Annotated in this window: 16 protein-coding genes and 2 pseudogenes; 5 read left to right on the forward strand and 13 right to left on the reverse strand. The window is 62.3% G+C overall.

Annotated features, from left to right (window positions below; genetic code table 11):
- Nucleotides 1-125: 125 nt before the first annotated feature.
- The 7 genes from QA637_RS20970 to QA637_RS21000 all read right to left on the reverse strand — a co-directional run bounded on the left by QA637_RS20970 (nucleotide 126) and on the right by QA637_RS21000 (nucleotide 5,814).
- Entirely contained in the window at nucleotides 126-461 is a 336-nt protein-coding gene (locus QA637_RS20970) for a cupin domain-containing protein (RefSeq protein ID WP_283066667.1), read from the reverse strand.
- Nucleotides 462-471: 10 nt separating this feature from the next.
- Nucleotides 472-1,236, reverse strand: coding sequence for a 2-dehydro-3-deoxy-D-gluconate 5-dehydrogenase KduD (gene kduD / locus QA637_RS20975; protein ID WP_283066669.1), 765 nt, complete (start codon nucleotides 1,234-1,236; stop codon nucleotides 472-474).
- Nucleotides 1,233-2,081 carry a 5-dehydro-4-deoxy-D-glucuronate isomerase gene (gene kduI, locus QA637_RS20980; RefSeq protein ID WP_283066671.1) on the reverse strand — a complete coding sequence of 283 codons (849 nt, stop codon included), beginning with the start codon at nucleotides 2,079-2,081 and terminating at the stop codon, nucleotides 1,233-1,235. Before kduI ends, kduD begins: the two co-directional genes overlap by 4 nt.
- Nucleotides 2,082-2,113: 32 nt before the next feature.
- Nucleotides 2,114-2,875: a FadR/GntR family transcriptional regulator gene (locus QA637_RS20985; protein ID WP_167528249.1), complete on the reverse strand. Its 762-nt coding sequence runs from the start codon at nucleotides 2,873-2,875 to the stop codon at nucleotides 2,114-2,116.
- Nucleotides 2,876-2,882: 7 nt separating this feature from the next.
- Nucleotides 2,883-4,166 (reverse strand): TRAP transporter large permease, encoded by a 1,284-nt coding sequence (locus tag QA637_RS20990; RefSeq protein ID WP_283066673.1) that lies wholly within the window; start codon nucleotides 4,164-4,166, stop codon nucleotides 2,883-2,885.
- A 4-nt stretch (nucleotides 4,167-4,170) separates the two neighbouring features.
- Nucleotides 4,171-4,731, reverse strand: coding sequence for a TRAP transporter small permease (locus QA637_RS20995; protein ID WP_283066674.1), 561 nt, complete (start codon nucleotides 4,729-4,731; stop codon nucleotides 4,171-4,173).
- A gap of 105 nt (nucleotides 4,732-4,836) precedes the next feature.
- Nucleotides 4,837-5,814, reverse strand: coding sequence for a TRAP transporter substrate-binding protein (locus QA637_RS21000; protein ID WP_153439821.1), 978 nt, complete (start codon nucleotides 5,812-5,814; stop codon nucleotides 4,837-4,839).
- 417 nt (nucleotides 5,815-6,231) lie between these two features.
- On the opposite strand from QA637_RS21000, the gene QA637_RS21005 reads away from it, so the two are divergent.
- On the forward strand, nucleotides 6,232-7,251 hold the full coding sequence (locus QA637_RS21005; RefSeq protein WP_283066676.1) for a Gfo/Idh/MocA family protein: 1,020 nt from the start codon (nucleotides 6,232-6,234) through the stop codon (nucleotides 7,249-7,251).
- A gap of 11 nt (nucleotides 7,252-7,262) precedes the next feature.
- Here QA637_RS21005 and QA637_RS21010 read toward each other — a convergent pair whose 3' ends face one another.
- The 5 genes from QA637_RS21010 to argE form a co-directional block, all read right to left on the reverse strand.
- On the reverse strand, nucleotides 7,263-7,499 hold the full coding sequence (locus tag QA637_RS21010; protein WP_153439819.1) for a hypothetical protein: 237 nt from the start codon (nucleotides 7,497-7,499) through the stop codon (nucleotides 7,263-7,265).
- Nucleotides 7,500-7,555: 56 nt separating this feature from the next.
- Nucleotides 7,556-8,932 carry a complex I NDUFA9 subunit family protein gene (locus QA637_RS21015; protein WP_283067292.1) on the reverse strand — a complete coding sequence of 459 codons (1,377 nt, stop codon included), beginning with the start codon at nucleotides 8,930-8,932 and terminating at the stop codon, nucleotides 7,556-7,558.
- Nucleotides 8,933-9,131: 199 nt separating this feature from the next.
- Nucleotides 9,132-9,485, reverse strand: a complete 354-nt coding sequence (locus QA637_RS21025; protein ID WP_283066679.1) for a cupin domain-containing protein — start codon at nucleotides 9,483-9,485, stop codon at nucleotides 9,132-9,134.
- Between the two features lie 122 nt (nucleotides 9,486-9,607).
- Complete coding sequence (locus tag QA637_RS21030; RefSeq protein WP_283066681.1) at nucleotides 9,608-10,531, reverse strand: 2-hydroxyacid dehydrogenase; 924 nt, start codon at nucleotides 10,529-10,531, stop codon at nucleotides 9,608-9,610.
- Nucleotides 10,532-10,553: 22 nt separating this feature from the next.
- Nucleotides 10,554-11,678 carry an acetylornithine deacetylase gene (argE, locus tag QA637_RS21035; RefSeq protein ID WP_283066683.1) on the reverse strand — a complete coding sequence of 375 codons (1,125 nt, stop codon included), beginning with the start codon at nucleotides 11,676-11,678 and terminating at the stop codon, nucleotides 10,554-10,556.
- A 329-nt stretch (nucleotides 11,679-12,007) separates the two neighbouring features.
- Here argE and QA637_RS21040 point away from each other — a divergent pair, with 329 nt between their 5' ends.
- The 4 genes and pseudogenes from QA637_RS21040 to QA637_RS21055 all read left to right on the forward strand — a co-directional run bounded on the left by QA637_RS21040 (nucleotide 12,008) and on the right by QA637_RS21055 (nucleotide 14,952).
- Nucleotides 12,008-12,901, forward strand: coding sequence for a GNAT family N-acetyltransferase (locus QA637_RS21040; RefSeq protein ID WP_283066684.1), 894 nt, complete (start codon nucleotides 12,008-12,010; stop codon nucleotides 12,899-12,901).
- A 341-nt stretch (nucleotides 12,902-13,242) separates the two neighbouring features.
- Nucleotides 13,243-13,879, forward strand: a pseudogene (locus QA637_RS21045) (hypothetical protein); the annotation flags it as partial.
- Nucleotides 13,880-14,047: 168 nt separating this feature from the next.
- Nucleotides 14,048-14,437, forward strand: coding sequence for an antitoxin Xre/MbcA/ParS toxin-binding domain-containing protein (locus tag QA637_RS21050; RefSeq protein ID WP_283066686.1), 390 nt, complete (start codon nucleotides 14,048-14,050; stop codon nucleotides 14,435-14,437).
- Nucleotides 14,434-14,952 carry an RES family NAD+ phosphorylase gene (locus QA637_RS21055; RefSeq protein ID WP_283066688.1) on the forward strand — a complete coding sequence of 173 codons (519 nt, stop codon included), beginning with the start codon at nucleotides 14,434-14,436 and terminating at the stop codon, nucleotides 14,950-14,952. The genes QA637_RS21050 and QA637_RS21055 overlap by 4 nt, the downstream gene beginning before the upstream one ends.
- 480 nt (nucleotides 14,953-15,432) lie before the next feature.
- Here the strand turns inward: QA637_RS21055 and QA637_RS21060 are convergent.
- Nucleotides 15,433-16,601, reverse strand: a pseudogene (locus QA637_RS21060) (tyrosine-type recombinase/integrase).
- Nucleotides 16,602-16,768: the final 167 nt, after the last annotated feature.

A 16,768-nucleotide genomic window follows, 5' to 3' on the forward strand; every position in this document is an offset into this window, starting at 1 on the left:
CAAAGCTACTGCATGTTTCTTAAATCGTAGGCGATTCAAGAAAACAAAACATGCAGCAGTTCAATGATAGGACGCGCGGCGCCGTAGGAACGACGAAGCGCGAGCCGGCGCTAGCGTTCAGTGTCCTATTTCAGGAAATCGGCGCGATGGGGCGTAAAGCTGTCAATGAGGCGGCCTGCCTCCAGCGCCACGACGCCATGGACCACACCCGAAGGCGCGATGAAGCTGTCGCCGGCGGAAAGGACCGCGCTGTGTCCGCCGACCATGACTTCGAACCTGCCTTCCGCCACATAGCTCGCCTGAACGTGCGGGTGCGAGTGCGGCGCGCCGATGCCGCCCTTTTCGAAGGCGAATTCGACCATCATCAGCTCGTCCGTGTGGAGGATCACCCGGCGACGGTTGCCCTGTCCGAGATCGATCCATTCACCTTCATTGCCGCGGGCGAAAAGTCTCGTATCCATATCTGTCTCCTCATCGCGCAAGCCAGCCGCCGTCCACCGGGATGACGGCGCCATGCATATAGTCCGATGCCGGGGCGAGCAGGAACACCGTCGCATCGCCGATGTCATCCGGGGTGCCCCAGCGCCCGGCCGGAATGCGCTCCAGAATGGCGGCGCTGCGCTTGGCGTCGGCACGGAGCGCCTCGGTGTTGTTGGTGATGATGTAGCCGGGCGCCACCGCATTCACGTTGATGCCCTTGGCAGCCCATTCGCAGGCGAGAACCCTCGTGATGCCAAGCGCGCCATGCTTGGACGCGGTATAGGAAGCGACCCGTATTCCGCCCTGGAAGGAAAGCAGTGAAACAATATTGACGATCTTGCCTCGTCTTTGCTCGGCGAGAAGGCGGCGGCCATAGGATTGGCTCAGGAAGAACAACGATCTGAGATTGATATCAACCACATCGTCCCAGTCGGCTTCGGTAAATTCAACCGCGTCTGCGCGGCGGATGATCCCGGCATTGTTGACCAGACCATCCACCGGACCATGTTCGCTCCACAGTCCATCGATCAGCGAGCGGGTCGCCTCCCGGTCCGAAAGGTCGGCATTGGCGGGAACGAAGCTTCCGCCGGCGTCAGCGACCTTTCCCGCGGTTTCGTCCATGGCTGAGCGGCCCACGCCGATCACGGTGCCGCCGGCGCGGGCGATCGCGACCGCGATTCCCTGCCCGATTCCCGTATTGGCACCGGTGACGACGATGCGGCGTCCGGCAAGGCTGAAGGCAGACGGCGCGCTCATCTGAGCGCCTCCATCGGCACCATATCCACATCGGTGTAGTCGACATTGTCGCCCGCCATCGCCCAGATGAAGGCGTAGCTCGACGTTCCGCAGCCGGAATGGATCGACCAGGGCGGCGAAAGCACCGCCTCCTCCTTTGCCATCAAGATATGGCGTGTCTCACTGGGCTCACCCATCAGATGCAGGACGCGCGCGCTCTCGGGCAGGTCGAAATAGAGATAGGCTTCCATGCGCCGGTCATGCACGTGGCAGGGCATGGTGTTCCAGACCGAGCCGGCGGCAAGCTGCGTCATGCCGGCGACGAGCTGGCAGGTTTTTACCCCTTCCGGGTGGATGAACTGGAAGATCGAGCGTTCGTTCGAGGTGGCAGCACTGCCGAGATCGAGCCGTTTGGCATCGCCGATACGGATGTGGCGGCTTGGCAGCGCCTGGTGAGCGGGCGCGCTCAGCAGGTAAAACTTGGCAGGGGCGCCAGGGTCTTCGGACGAGAAAGTCACCTCTTCGCCCAAACCCGAGTAGGCCATGTCGCGCGGCTCCAATCGGAAGCTTTCGCCGCTCACTTCGACGCGGCCCGGGCCGCCGATATTGACGGCAATGAGCTCGCGCCGGTCGAGAAAGCGCGGTGTGCCGGTCGGACGGATGGTCTCGAGCGCCAAAGGCCCATCCACCGGCATCGCGCCGCCGACGATCATGCGGTCGTAGTGGCTGTAGGTGAGGACGATGCGGCCCGGCCGGAACAGCCCCGAAATGTGAAAGTTCGCGCGCAGCGCTTCGGTATCCATGCGCGCGGCGGCTGCCGGGTCAACTGCGTGACGGATGGTGTATTCGACATGGTTCGCGGTCATCGCTCACTGCCCTTGTATTGATGAAAAGGAGATCAAACCTTGCGCTTGGTCGTGCCCCATTCTGCCTGTTGGCCGCTCAGCCGGGCGCGATATCGCTGCTGGCTGGCGGTCAGATGGGCGCGCATGGCGGCGCGGGCAGCTTCGGGGTCGCTGGCGGAAATGGCCTTCAGGATCGCCAGATGCTCGCGCTGCAGGCTTTCCTGATATTCACGCGTCAGCACCCTGTCGGTACCCCAGGGCGAGGCGACGTCGCATGGGATCGCTCGCATGCCAAGGGCATCGAGAACCTCCACGTAGTAGGGGTTGTTGGTAGCGACCGCAATTGCCCGGTGGAAGGCGAAATCACTCTTGCCGGTCGGCTCGCCGCGCTCGAGCATTCGGTCGAAGTCGAAGAAGGCCTCCTGGATCTGCGCCTCCTGGGCAGCATTCCGCCGGAGCGCAGCAAGGCCAGCGCTTTCGATCTCGAGCCCCATCCGTACTTCGAGCACGTTTAGCGCGTGGGAGATCTTGTTGCCGGCATCAAGGCCGATCGAGCCGAAGGCAAGGGTCGGGTGTTCCTTGACGAAGACGCCGGCACCCTGCCGCGCCTCGACGAGGCCGTCGGCGGCAAGCGTTGCGATGGCCTCGCGGATCACGGTGCGGCTGACGCCGAAGACCTCCCGCATTCGGCTCTCCGTCGGCAGCTTTTCACCCGGCGGGATTTCGCCTTTCAGCACCTGCTGCCGGATCGCGCTCGCGACGCGCTCCGAAAGCTTCGGTTTGCGCTCCATCTTGAATTCGGCCAGAGAGCCCATGATGCGATTACCCTTTGAACACGCTCGGAAGCCAGAGTGAAAGGGCCGGAACATAGGTGACGAGCCCAAGCACAATCAACCCCGCCAGGTAGAAGGGCCAGATGCTGCGCATCGCCTCCCAGACGGAGATTTTTCCGACCGCACACGCCACGAACTGCACAGCGCCGACGGGTGGCGTGTTGAGCCCGATGCCGAAGTTCAGGATCATGATCACCCCGAAATGGACCGGATCGACGCCATAGGCCATCGCCACCGGCAGGAAGATGGGGGTGCAGATGATGATGGTCGGGCCCATGTCCATGAAGGTGCCGAGGAACAGCATCAGCACGTTGATCAGCAGGAGCACGATGATCGGATTGTCTGAGATCGTGTTCATCCAGCCGATCAGCGAGGCAGGCACTCTCAGGAACGCCATCAGCCAGGAGAAGGCGGCGGCCATGCCGATGATGAGCAAGACCATGGCCGTCGTGCGCACGGCCCCGAAAGTGGAGTGGACGAAATCCTGCCAGGTCATTTGCCGGTAGACGAGGACGGTTACCGCGAGCGCGTAGAGGACGGCGATGCAGGAACTCTCGGTTGCCGTGAAGACGCCTGAACGGACACCCCCGAAGATGATGGCGATGAGCATGAGGCCCGGAATCGACACCATGAGGTAGCGGCCAACTCGGGCGAAGCCGGGAAAAGCCTCAGTCGGATAGCCGCGCCGGCGCGCCACGAAATAGGCGGTCACCATCAGCGCAGCCGCATAGAGCAGTCCGGGAAGAATACCGGCGGTGAAGAGGTCCGCGATCGAGATCTTTCCGCCCGCCGAGATCGAATAGATGATCATGTTGTGCGATGGGGGCAACATCAGAGCAATCAACGCCGCCATGGAGGTGACGTTGACCGCGTAGTCGGCGCCGTAACCGCGCTCCTTCATCTGCGGGATCATCAATCCGCCCACGGCCGCGGCCTCTGCAACCGCGGAGCCGGAAATGCCGCCGAACAGCGTCGCCGTGACGATGTTGACCTGTCCCAGCCCGCCGCGGACATGCCCGACCAGCGAGGCGGCGAAGGCGACGATCTTCTGGGCGATGCCGCCGCGCACCATCAGGTCGCCGGCGTAGATGAAGAAGGGAATGGCGAGCAGCGAAAACACGCTCATGCCGGAATTCAGCCGCTGGAAGATCACCAGCGGCGGCAGCCCCAGATAGAGCACGGTCGCGAAAGACGCAACGCCGAGGCAGAAGGCGATCGGCGTGCCGATCAGCATCAGGAGCGTGAATACGCCGAAGAGGATTATCATATCCATCGCATCACGCCTTTACGTTCGCGGTGTCGAGTTCGGCGGCGACCTCCGCCGGCGGCATTTCGTCGAGCAGGTCGTCGATGGGTTCGCCGGCAAGGCGCAGAACGATGCGTTCCAGGGCAAACAGGCTGATGAGAACGCCGCCGGCAACCAGCGGCACGTAGTTCCATCCGCCGGAAATATGGAGCGAGGGCAGAATGGTGCCCCAAGTGAGGCCGACGAGCTCGATCCCGTACCAGATCATCCCGACGCCGAAAGCGAGGGCGACGAGATCCGAGATCATGCGCAGCCATTTCTTGCCGCTTTTCGGCACGACGTAGAGAAGCACGTCGAAACCGAGGTGATAGTTTTCCCGCACGCCGACGGCGGCGCCCAGGAAGATGAACCAGCTCATCAGCATGACGGCGCCGGGCTCGGTCCAGCTCGGCGAGTCATTCAGCACGTAGCGGCAGAACACCTGCCACGCGACGATGGCCGTCATCACGACGAGGCCGGTGCCCGCGAGCCATAGCGAAAGCGTGCTCAGCCAGGACAGCGCGCGGCCTGTTTTCACCAATGTGGTAGACACGGTCGTCATTCCCTTCGAGGGGACAGGCAGGCATTTCGAAGTGCTAAAGCGATGTCTGCGCGTCTGGTAAGACGCGCGGCGCTGTATGCCTGCCCGTCGGTCTCGCTACTGAACCGCCTGAACGTCCTCGACCATCTTCTTCAGGACAGGGTCGGTGACGTGTTTTTCGTAGACCGGCTTCATGGCGTCGATGAAACCCTGCTTGTCGGGGGTGGTGATCTGCGCGCCGGCCGCCTCGATTTTCGCGCGCGATTCGTTCACCTTGGCCGCCCAGAGCTCGCGCTGCTTGGCGACGCTCTCCTTGGCAGACTGTTTGAAGAGTTCCTGGTCTTCCGGAGTAAGCTTGTCGAAGACGGCCTTGTTCATCACGAACACTTCCGGAAGGATGGTGTGCTCGTCGAGCGAGAAGTTCTTGGCTACCTCGAAATGCTTGGCGGTGTCATAACTCGGGAAGTTGTTCTCCGCGCCGTCGATGACGCCGGTTTCGATCGCGGAATAAACTTCGCCGTAGGGCATCGGTGTGGCGTTCGCCCCGAGCGCCGCAACCATGTCCACGAAGATGTCGGACTGGATGACGCGGAACTTGAGCCCCTTCATATCGGCGACCGAATTGATCGGCTTCTGCTTGTTGTAGAAGGAGCGCGAGCCGGCGTCGTAATAGGCAAGCACGACCAGCCCGGCGCCTTCGAAGGCCGTCTTGATCTGGTCCCCGATCGCCCCGTCCATGACCTTGTGCATGTGCTCTTCCGAACGGAAAAGGTAGGGCAGCGCCGGAACAATCGATTCCTTCACCGTGCCGTTAAAGGGCGCCATCGAAACGCGGTTCAGCTCGATCACGCCGGAGCGGACCTGCTCGATGGTGTCCTTTTCCTCCCCCAACTGCGCGGAATGGTAAACCTCGACGGCATAGCGGCCGCCGGTGCGCTCCTTGACCAGTTCACCGAAATACTTGACCGCCTCGACCGTTGGATAGCCGTCCGGATGCGTGTCGGACGACCGCAGCACCGTCTGGGCACTGGCCGCACTGGTAATGAATGCAGCGGCAGTCAACAGACCCGCCGCCAGCTTGACTAGGTTTCTCATGCTCTCCTCCCGTTTTCGCATGAACAATTGATGTCTCAGAACCGGTACGCCATCATCGCGAGGCGAATTCGCAAGCCTGGTCCTCCCCCAAGCCGTGTTCCGCAACGCGGCGCGCGAGAAGTGCGCGGACTGCGCACAACGTGGTGACGCGCCGGTCACCCGCCTGCGCAAAGCAGCATTCTTCTCCCCGGAAACAGAAGACTTGGGTCGATCGCCGCTTCCATTCCGGCCCGCTCCTCCATCAGGCTTGTTATGGCTAGATCTTGTAAATTATATTGTCAACATACAAAATTGAGCAGGTTGTATGATGAATTTCTTGCGCCCGGCGGTCTCCCAGCGTAGCCAGGGGCCGAAGATGACTGCTCGGGGAGGAATTCGTGTGTATGCTCCGGATCTTCGGCTAAGGGGGAGAGCAAGATGGCAAAGCTGCGTATTGGCGTGATCGGTCTCGGCATGGCGTCGGCGCCGCATGCTCAAAGCCTGCTCGACCTCAACGACAGGGTCGAGGTCGCTGCCGCTTTCAGCCCCACTGCGGCAAGGCGGAAAGCATTTTCGGATGCCTACGGTTTTGCAGTTTGTGACAAGGCCGAAACGATATTCGGTGACCCGTCGATAGCCGCCGTCATGATCCTGACGCCGCCCAACACCCATCTCGAGCTGGTGCGGGAGGCAGCTAAGGCGGGCAAGCATGTGCTTCTCGAAAAACCACTTGAGACCACGTGGGAGAACGCGGGAGCGCTCGTCGAGGCGGCGGAGCGCGCCGGCATAAAGCTCGGCATCGTGCTCCAGCACCGCTTCCGCCCTGTCAGCGAGGCGCTGGCAAAGCTGATCAATGAGGGGCGCCTCGGCGAGATCGTCAGCGCTTCGGCCCGCCTTCACAATTGGCGGCCACAAAACTATTACGACCAGCCGGGACGCGGCACGCGGGCTCGCGACGGCGGCGGCGTACTTCTCACCCAGGCGATCCACACACTCGATCTTTTGGTCTCGCTTGCCGGCCTTCCGGAGGAGGTCACAGCCTATGCGGCAACCAGCAAGGTGCACCGCATGGAGACCGAGGATCTGGCAATGGCGGCCATCCGCTTCGCGAATGGGGCGATCGGGGCGGTGAGTGCCACCACCTGCGCCTATCCCGGTTATCCGGACGAGATCGACATCATCGGCACGCGCGGCATGGCACGTCTCGGCGGGCGAAGCCTTACCGCCTTGTTCCACGATGGCACTGAATTATTGATCGAAGACGAAATGGCTGGTGGTGCCGGCGCCGATCCCATGGCCTTCCCGCACCACCATCATCGCGCGGTGCTCGCCGATTTTCTCGGTGCCGTCGAGGCTGGACGAGAGCCCCGGGTGAACGGGCGCGAGGCGCTAAAGGTCCACCGCCTTATCAACGCAATTCTCGCCGCCGCCGAAGGCGGGCAGCCGCAACGGCCCTGAAACGGCTTCCCTCAAGGCGCGCGGTCGGTGAGGGCGTCGGCTCCCTCCTGTTCGGCGCAATGCGCACAGCAGTAGATAGTGTCGCCCTGCTCGACGCCATGCCCGATGACCCGCACGCCGCAATGCGGACATGTCGGAGCAAGTTTCTGGACAGCGCACTCGAAACTGTCGAAGGTGTAGGTTCCATCCCCCATCTTCACCTGGAAGGTCTTGTCATATTCATTGCCGCACTGGTCGCATCTGGCCATGGTTGGAGTCCTCCTGTTCAGTCGGACCAACCTCGCAGGCAGCGTAAGGTTCCGGCTCAAGCGGCATGCTCGATCATTCGGATGACGTCCTCGATGCCGCGGGGCTGGATCTCGAGTTCTTTGAGGCCCGGCAGGTCCCTTGTCGCGACGTTGTCAAAACGCATGAGATCGACCTGATTGCGCGTCACGGGCGCGGCGGGCAGAAATTCCGAGGCCGTCGCCAATATGCTCCAGACGGCGAACGGCACAGGCACCGTCCTCACTCGCAGGTTGAGTTGCGCCGCGATCTCCCGGACGAGTTCCCGATACGAATAAATGCGCGGGCCGGCGCACTCGAAAATCGAAGCCTCCGCGGGATTCCGCCCCAGGGCCAAGCGGCTCACGGCTTCCGCGACGTCCTCAACATGAACCGGTTGCACGCGAGTGCTGCCTTCGCCGAACAACGGATAGATCGGCAGGAGGCGTACCAACCTTGCGATCGTTGTGATGAACGCGTCATCGGGTCCGGTCATCACAGCGGGACGGACGATCACCGCGCCTGGAAACGCCGCCTTTACCGCCTCCTCGCCGCGTCCCCGGGCGCGAATGTAGGGCGAACGGGATGTCGCGTTCGCTCCAATGCCCGAAATCTGGATGAACCTCTCGACGCCTGCATCCCGTGAAGCGGCCGCCAAATCGGCCGCGGCTTCTACATGGACACGCTCGAAGGTCTGCTCACCGCGCTCGACATAAAGGCTGACCGCATTCACGACCGCGCGAGATCCAGCCACGGCAGAGGCCATCGAGGATGGATCCAATATGTCCGCCTCGACCTGCAGAGATTGTCTCTCGCCGGATGCGTCATCCACTTTGTTCTTGCGCGGATGACGCGAGGCGGCGCGTACAACGACAGCCGTTTCCAGAAGCCTGCTCACGATCCGCCGTCCAAGGAAGCCCGTTCCGCCGAACACCGTGACAAGGCTCTCATCGACTGGATCGTTTGGACCTGGTTGGTTGATCATCTTCGCTGTCCAAGGCTTGGCAACACGTCGCCGGTCGCGTTTTGCGCGTTGGGGACATGCTTTTCCCAACTCAACACCGGTCAGGAGGCGATGTTCCGCGGGACGCTGCTCTTCGAACGGTCTCCACAGCAGTCGCGCGATCGTGAATGATCGGCTCCCATTCCCGGCCTTGCCGGAAGTACTCGGTGGTAACGTAATATTGCGACCGCAGCTGCAGGGAGGTTGGTTATGCGCAGCCTCATTCGTATCGCCTTTATTGCCGCCGGCCTTGCCGCCATCTCGGCTTTCGCGCAGGAGCGCCAGGTCTACGACCTGCCGCAGGGCGCGCACCCCCATGATGTCGCACCCGCGCCGGATGGAAGCGTCTGGTACACAGCTCAGCAGCAGGGGGCGCTTGGCATCCTTGATACTGAGACGGGTAAGGTCCGACAAGTGCCGCTCGGCGAAGGCTCCAGCCCACATGGTGTCATCCAGGGCCCCGGATGGCGCTGCGTGGATCACCGACAGCGGCCTCAATGCCGTCGTGCGCTTCGACCCCAAGGCCGAGAAGACCACGGTCTGGGCGCTGCCGCAGGACACCGCTTACGCTAATCTCAATACGGGCGCCTTCGATCACGACGGTATCTTCTGGTCACATCACGGTCACGTAGATCTTGCGCACGGTCTCGATGGTCTTCCAGATGCCGACGAAGCCCGGCTTCATGACGAAGCTGTCGCCGCTCTTGTAGACGACCGGCTCCCCGTTTTCCGGCGTGAGTTCGACGACGCCGGAAAGGATATGGCAGAACTCGAAGGTCTCGCCCTTGATCGAGCGCGTCTCGCCCGGCGTCGCTTCCCAGACGCCTGTATGGATCATCTCGCCACGGGCGACGTCCTGGGCCCAGGTCTTGAAGCCAGGATTGCCGGAGATCAGACGTTCGGGGAGCGGGCTGGACTCGCGCGGCGCGAGGGAGGGGTTGGTGTCGATGGTTTTCAAGAGCGACATGGTTTTCCTTTCCTGGGTTTAGAACTTGATGCCTTGTCGCCCGAAGGTGTGTTGCGGTCTCGGGATAACGACATGCATGAAAAAAGACGTGGAGCGTAACGCGTGGCTCCGATTGGTCCGCTTCAGTAGCCGCGACCGCGGTTGACCAGCCCGAACGGCTCGAGACCCGACCGATGCCGTTTGATGTTCTCAATCACGGCCTTCGCGGCACTTTCCGGCTGGGTGACGCTCGCGATGTGTGGCGTCAGCAGGATCTTCGGGTGGCCCCAGAAGGGATGACCCGCCGGCAGCGGTTCGGGGTCGGTGACATCGATCACGGCCCCGGAGAGGTGGCCGCTGTCGAGCGCCTGGAGGAGTGCCTGATCGTCGAGTTGCGGTCCGCGCCCGACATGGACGAGTGCCGCACCGGCCGGGAGCTTGGCGAAAAGTTGGGCATTTAGCAGGCCACGCGTCTCGTCGGTGAGTGGCAGCAGGCAGATGAGAATGTCGGTCGAGCCCAGAAGCGCATCAAGACCGTTCCGGCCGTTCAGGCATCTCACGCCTTCGATTTCGTGTGGGCTGCGGCTCCAGCCGGAGAGCGGAAAGCCGAAAGGCATCAGCCGATCGAGTACCGCAGTTCCGAGCATGCCGAGGCCGAGCACGCCGACGCGGCGTTCGGCCGCCTGGACCGGCGCAATGGCCTGCCAATTCTCGCCTCGCTGCCGCTCGAGATAGGCTGGCAGGTTGCGGTGTAGCGCGAGCACGGCGAGCGCCACATATTCCTGCATCATCCGGATGATGCCATCCTCGACCATGCGCACCACCTGCACATGCGGCGGCACTGCATCGATGCGGAACTGGTCGACGCCGGCGCCGATCGAGAAGAGGATTTCAAGACTGCTGTAGCGCGAGAGATCTTCGGGAACTGTCCACGTGATCAGGTAGCGTACCGCTTCCGGATCGACCGCCGCCGGATCCGTGGCGAAAGGAATGTCCGGCAGTTCACGCGAAAACGCCTTGGCGAAGATTGCGCCACGTTTAGCGTCGGAATTGAAGAGGAAGGTCATCGCGCGTCTCCTTCTCGAAGCCTCAGGCGCGGCAATTTTCGCCGATCCGCTCGATCATCGCCTGACAGGTCAGGAGCTCATCGACGTGAATGAATTCGTCGGGCTTGTGGGCGCGGCCGATCTCGCCGGGGCCGCAGATGATCGCGTCGATGCCGGCCCTTTGGAAAAGTCCGGCTTCGGTGCCGTAGCTGACGGCCGGGAGAGACTCGAGGCCCGTCAATGCTTCAAGCAGCCACGCGAGCGGTGCATCGGGACCGAGCGAAAGCGCCGGATAGGAGCTTAGCTCCTGCCATTCCACTTCGAAGCCTCGTTTCGACAGCGCCTCGGCGGCCTCTCGCACCGGCGCGAGCAGTTCCGCCGGATCGATGCCGGAAATCGCCCGTGCCTCGAACTCGGCCTCGGAAGTCTCCGGAATGATGTTGACCGCCTGGCCGCCCTTCACCGTGCCGATCTGCAGGGAAGAGTAGGGCGGCTCGAACACGTGGTCGAAGGGACCGCGAGCCAAGCGGTCGGCTTCTGCGACCGCGCAGGCAAGGACACCTGTGATAGCATGAACGGCATTCAGCCCCTGGTCGGGACGCGAAGAATGGCCGGAACGACCTTTGACGGTCAGTCTGGCGGCAGCCTTGCCCTTGTGGGCGCGGATCGCGCGCAAGCCGCTCGGCTCGCCGACGATCGCACCGAGCGGCCTCGCGCAGAGTTCCGGCAAGCGCGCGATCATATGCGGCACGCCGCGGCAGCCCGCCTCCTCGTCGTAGGAGAAGGCGAGGTGCAGCGGCCGGCGAAGCGGCCTGGCCGCGAGCCTGGGAACGGCGGCGAGAACGGCGGCGAGGAAGCCCTTCATGTCGGTGGCGCCGCGCCCATGGAGCCGGCCCGCATCGGCGCGCAGGCAGAAGGGATCGCTCGTCCAGCCGGCTTCGGCCGCCGGAACGACGTCCATATGGCCGGAGAGAATATAGCCACGCGCCTCTTTTGGCCCGATAGTGGCGAAGATGTTGGACCGATCGCCCTCCGGACCGGGAAGGACATCCACTGCGATGCCGTGGTTTTCCAAATAGCCGCGGATCCAGGCCACGATGTCGTCGTTGGGTAGCCCCACGACGGAGCGAAAGCCGACGAGTTTCTCCAGGATTTCCGTTGCTTGCATCGGTGCCCTCACAACATGCCCGGCTTTCCGAGATCGATGCCATCGACCATGCATTCACAACGAAAGGTTTGATTTCGATGCGTCACCGCATGAGGTCACAGGCAAGCGAACGGCGGCACGCTTTCGATAGGTACCTTAGAAGCCTGTGAACGATTTACATGCTGAAAGCGCGTCGAATTCGGAGGATTGTTGCGCGCGCGATGCGCTCTCAAGCGAATCGTATCGAGCGTCAGGTCCTAATGTGAACAAGAAAAGCTTTCGCCGCGGCCTGGCTGGAACTGCATCGGCCAAGACGAAACGAAAACGAAAACAATGGCGGGAGGCACGGAGTGAACGCACCGGCAGCCGAATCTAAAGTGATCGACAGTTTCAAAATGCACGTGGCCGGAATCGAGAGCGCCGATCTCGAACAGTTGCACGCCTTGTCCGTTTCCGTGGGGTGGCCCCTCCGTTCCGAGGATTTGCAGTTCCTGCGCGAGTGCGGCCACGGCTATGTCGCGCGTGATGAAATTGGCAGGCTCACAGGTTCGGCCATGTGGTTCCCGCACGGTGACGATTTCGCGACCATAGGCATGGTTATTACTTCACCGCGGCTGCAGACAAACGGCGCCGGGCGATGGCTGATGGACCACGTGCTTTCGGATTGCCAGGGACGCGATCTCAGGCTCAATGCGACGAGGGCCGCCCGCCGTCTTTATCATTCGCTCGGTTTCCAACCCGTGCGGACCATATACCAATGCCAGGGCATCGCCCGCCACCCGATCGACGTGATCACGCCATCGGAGCAGCCGGTGGTTCGGCGACTGGAAGGGGAGGACCTTGTCGCCGTCGTCGAGCTGGATGCAGGGGCATTCGGCGTTTCGAGGGCGGCGCTGATCGGCAAGCTCTTCGCACAATCCATAGGTTACGGGTTGTTTCGGGGCGGTCGGCTGTACGCTTTCGCGCTTTGCCGTCCTTTTGGAAGGGGTCATGTCATTGGCCCGGTCGTGGCAGAAACTGATGCGGACGCCATCGCAGTTATCCGGCAGCATGTCGCCGCCCACGAAAATCAGTTTCTGAGGCTCGACACACCGGTCGAGACCGGCACTTTCGCCACGTTCCTCTCACAATCCGGCCTGACCGTCTTCGACACGGTGCTCGCAATGTCCCGTCGGGGCAAAGGCCGCGCGGACGTGGTGCCAGGGTCAAACCTCTACGGCCTGGCAAGCCACGCCCTTGGCTGAGCCTTTACGGCTTCTACTACGGCAAGTTCATACCCGCGGGAGCCTCACCGCAACTTTGGTCCTCTATCGGATATCCCCGTTATGTCAGTCGAGCGCCCGCGCGGGCTCGAGCACGCGGTACAGGTTCGCTACAGCGCCGGGGCAGCGGTGGACCGTCCGGAAGCTGCCGAGATGTTCCAGGCGATCGATTGAGAAGCCAATACGCGCCACTCTCGAGTGGCGCGCCTGAGAGTCCCGCGTGCTTGCCGCGTCGGACAGAGGCTGCGGCGGCGAGCCATCTTCCACCCCACCAGCCCGGTTGTCGCGCAAGCGATCAGCCGGGCTTCTCAGGAGATTTGAGCATCAACACCATGATTTCCAGCCCGCGGCCGGTGTCGTCCGGCTTCAAGGTCGATATTTCCGCGGTGAACGCATCGGCCACATCTCGTCCGAATGGTTCTCGCGCCCCGACGATGAGCGCTACCTGTCGCTCACCGATCTTCATCGCGCGGTCAGCGCCAGAACCAATCGCGCCCGTGTTCGAACCGTTGAAAGTGCCGAGATCCGAGTGGAAGCCACCCGTGACAATGCCGAGCGCCTTACCTTGCTCGTTCCTTGCGGGCGTGAGCCGATGGCACCGACGCATTGGAGCTATGGCCAGCTTTGCAGCCTCGTCGGTGCGCCCGCGAGCTATATGCGGTAACTGCAGGCACCGCTGGCCGCGATCAATCTTCAGCACGGGCTCCTGAACCACAATGCCGAACTGGTCAAAACACTGGAGATGGATGACGGCCGCGTCGAGTTGCGGGCAGTGACCGGACCCGAATACGGGCACATCTGGGATAAAGATCCGGTTGCGCCCTCATGCCCTTCCACGACGAATGCGTTGCGGCACTGAATCGGCCGGTTTGAAGGGATCGGGGAGCGGCCGTGATGAGCATCGCCGGCATCGGAACCGGCGACACGATCTGGAAGGTGCCGGGCGTGCTCGACTGGTCGGACGTAGCGTCCGCTAGGCCAGGCCAATAGCCCATCGCTATGACCTGAACTCATTCGACCGTTTAATCGCGAGTTTGCCGGGAAGTAATCGAATGGCGGAGGGCTTGCCGAGGTAGCAGCTTCGCCATATATTTTGTACAATAAATGTGTTTATGGATATGGCGGAACATGGTTCAGGCTCAAAAGATCCACAACGATGGCGGACCGCTGATCCTGTCCTACATGGACAAGGGCGGAAAGATTGCTGTTCAGCAGGTCGCAGACGGCTTTGGCATGTCGAAAACGCAGCTGGCCGAAACGGCCGGTCTCGCCCGCGAAACGCTTTACCGCCTGGAGCGCAGCCGCGGAACAAGGACGCAGAACCGTCTTCGCGAGATGCTCGAAATCATCAGCCGGGTCACTGATTGGGCCGGGGGCAAGGAGCAGGCCATGGCATGGTATCGCGCCCAGCCACTCCCGGCTTTTGGCGGCCGCACGGCAGAGGCGCTGGTGAAGGATGGCAAGGCGGCAGCTGTCAGAGATTACCTCGATCATATGGCCCTTGGGGGCTTTGCTTGAGGTTCGTTGAGACCTGCTACCGAGCACATGATCCACGCTGGGCATTCAAACCGACCTCGGGAGATGGCGCCGCCATCAGGGGCGCACGCTTCAATCCGAAAGGTGTGCCGGCGCTCTACCTCGCGCTCAGCATCATGACGGCGGTCAAGGAAGCCAATCAGGGCTTTGCGCATCGCATCGATCCCTGCGTGCTCTGCTCCTACGATATCGATTGCGAGGATGTGGCCGACCTGACCACGGAGGAGGGAAGGAGTGCATTTTCCGTCTCGATGGAGGAGATGGCTTGCAGCTGGGCCACAGCTCTTGCGGAAGGGAGGCGGCCCGCCTCCTGGGCGATTTATGATCGGCTGAGCTCGCGTGGCACCGTCGGCATTCTGGCGCCTAGCTTTGCGCCGGGCGCTAAGGAGGACGATCGAAACCTTGTCCTATGGATGTGGGGACCGGACCTCCCGCATCGGATAATCGTGAACGACCCTAGCGGCCGGCTGCCCAAAGATCAGCTGTCCTGGAGGTAACTGGCGCGGCGCAACCGGTTCTCATTCGGCTGAAGCGTTTGTGCGTCCTCACGGTCGCGCAAGGAGCGAGGTCGGTTGCGTGTATGCAGCCTCGGACCTGGAGTTTTTGTTCGAGGCGAAGGCAGGCTTCACCGCCGCCCACCATCATTTCCACCATAGCTGATAAGGAGCGGTTGCCATGAAAACGGACAACGAAGAGCTGATCAGAAAAAGCGCCTATGAGCTGTGGGGAGAGCGCAGGATGACCGGAGCGAGACGGCCTGAAGCATTGGCTTGAGGCTACGCAAGATTTTCAGTCCACAAAGATGGATGAGGGCACAGCACCGGCCGTTTCTGTTGAAGCCGTTAAGCCCAAGGCGAAAATGACGCCGAAACTGGTGGCAAGAGCACAATCGGACAGCACGAGCCGGTGAAAAAGACGGCCGCTTCCGAAACGCCGGGCGGCAACAAGCGCAAACGGCCTGAGGGCCAATAGGCTGGTTAAATGATCAGCCGCGCCGCCCGGCCTTTGCGTTCAGCATTGTTGTAGTGGCGCGCCGCCTGCGCCACCGACTTGTGCAGTGCTTGCTGCATCGCCTCCGGCAGCGGAATGTCGCGGTTTGCCGCCTCGGTCAAAATAGCCGGATCTCAACCCATGCGCCGAAAACAGCGCCGGGTCGAGCCCGACCTGTTTGCAGCGGGCTTTTAGGATCAGGTTGACCGACTGCGGCGTCAGCGCCCGACGATCGAGGTTGCCCCACTGGTCGATGCGTCGGAACACCGGCCCCTCCTTAATCCCAGCTTCGGCCAGCCAGCGCTTCAATACGGTCACCGGCCGGCCGATCAAAAGCACATGTTCGTCGTCGTCGCTGGTCGTCGTTTTCGTGCGCCGAGGCGAATCGACAGGCAGGGCAGGGAAGGGGAGTTCTTGTCGGCCGGATCGGCCCGCACCGGTTCCTCGTCGACGAGATCCCCGACGCGCAATCCCGCCTCTTCGGAGCGGCGACGGCCGCCGGAGGCGAAGGCGGTCAGGAGAAGCGCGCGGTCACGCCGATCGACCAGCCGTTCGCTGGCACATGTGGCGAGCAATTGGACGAGAACATCACTGGTCACCGCTTGTCTGCTCTTCCTCTGGCGCGGACGATTGCTCGCCTTGACAGCCAGCCTCAGCGCGCTTTTCAGCGATGGCGCGGCGAATGCGCCGGCAAGCCCCGCCAGCGGGTGAGGATCGACCAGGTGGTCAGTCGCCGCCGCACCGTGCCGAGCGCGTGCGGGCCGTCGACCCGGAGCAGGCGTTCGGCCCCCAATCCGGCCTCGACCTCCGCCGGCATACCGTGGGCCGGATCCTCGCGGCGTTTCACTGGATCCCAGAGGTGATGGGCGACAAATTTCAGCAGCAGCGATTCCGGCGCCGGCCAGGGGAGGGAGGCTCTCGTCGCCAGCCGGCGCCAAGCCTCGAGATATCCGAGATCCGAGGCGAGCGCTCGGAGCGTGGTTTCTCCCATGCCTTCGGCGGCGAGATGTTTCAAGGTTTCGACATCGTCATCTGTGAGACGGCCGGCCAGCTGGTCGCGCCGGTCGAATGGAAGGATCTCGTCAAGCGCGTCGAGTTCGTCGGCGCGGCGGAGGACGGCTTGGCTGTTGGCACCCGGTGACTTACGATTGCCCACGATTGACTCCGACGTTTTCCGGCGGATTTGAGAAAACTACGGATATCCCGTGTATTCCGCGAAAGGGAGTATTGCAATGACGTGGAACGACCGTCGCTGGCAGGCTAAGCGTGACCGTTGCGTAGAAGCAACCGTGACATTGAGCGACGATGAAATCGCTGCGATCG

This window comes from Sinorhizobium terangae, assembly GCF_029714365.1.
GTDB classification, from domain to species: Bacteria; Pseudomonadota; Alphaproteobacteria; order Rhizobiales; family Rhizobiaceae; genus Sinorhizobium; species Sinorhizobium terangae.

Excerpts from the sequence above, each read along its gene's own strand:
- QA637_RS20970 (WP_283066667.1), bottom strand. The coding sequence starts at position 461 with ATGGATACGAGACTTTTCGCCCGCGGCAATGAAGGTGAATGGATCGAT.
- kduD (WP_283066669.1), bottom strand. The coding sequence starts at position 1,236 with ATGAGCGCGCCGTCTGCCTTCAGCCTTGCCGGACGCCGCATCGTCGTC.
- kduI (WP_283066671.1), bottom strand. The coding sequence starts at position 2,081 with ATGACCGCGAACCATGTCGAATACACCATCCGTCACGCAGTTGACCCG.
- QA637_RS20985 (WP_167528249.1), bottom strand. The coding sequence starts at position 2,875 with ATGGGCTCTCTGGCCGAATTCAAGATGGAGCGCAAACCGAAGCTTTCG.
- QA637_RS20990 (WP_283066673.1), bottom strand. The coding sequence starts at position 4,166 with ATGGATATGATAATCCTCTTCGGCGTATTCACGCTCCTGATGCTGATC.
- QA637_RS21000 (WP_153439821.1), bottom strand. The coding sequence starts at position 5,814 with ATGAGAAACCTAGTCAAGCTGGCGGCGGGTCTGTTGACTGCCGCTGCA.
- QA637_RS21005 (WP_283066676.1), top strand. The coding sequence starts at position 6,232 with ATGGCAAAGCTGCGTATTGGCGTGATCGGTCTCGGCATGGCGTCGGCG.
- QA637_RS21010 (WP_153439819.1), bottom strand. The coding sequence starts at position 7,499 with ATGGCCAGATGCGACCAGTGCGGCAATGAATATGACAAGACCTTCCAG.
- QA637_RS21025 (WP_283066679.1), bottom strand. The coding sequence starts at position 9,485 with ATGTCGCTCTTGAAAACCATCGACACCAACCCCTCCCTCGCGCCGCGC.
- QA637_RS21030 (WP_283066681.1), bottom strand. The coding sequence starts at position 10,531 with ATGACCTTCCTCTTCAATTCCGACGCTAAACGTGGCGCAATCTTCGCC.
- argE (WP_283066683.1), bottom strand. The coding sequence starts at position 11,678 with ATGCAAGCAACGGAAATCCTGGAGAAACTCGTCGGCTTTCGCTCCGTC.
- QA637_RS21050 (WP_283066686.1), top strand. The coding sequence starts at position 14,048 with ATGGTTCAGGCTCAAAAGATCCACAACGATGGCGGACCGCTGATCCTG.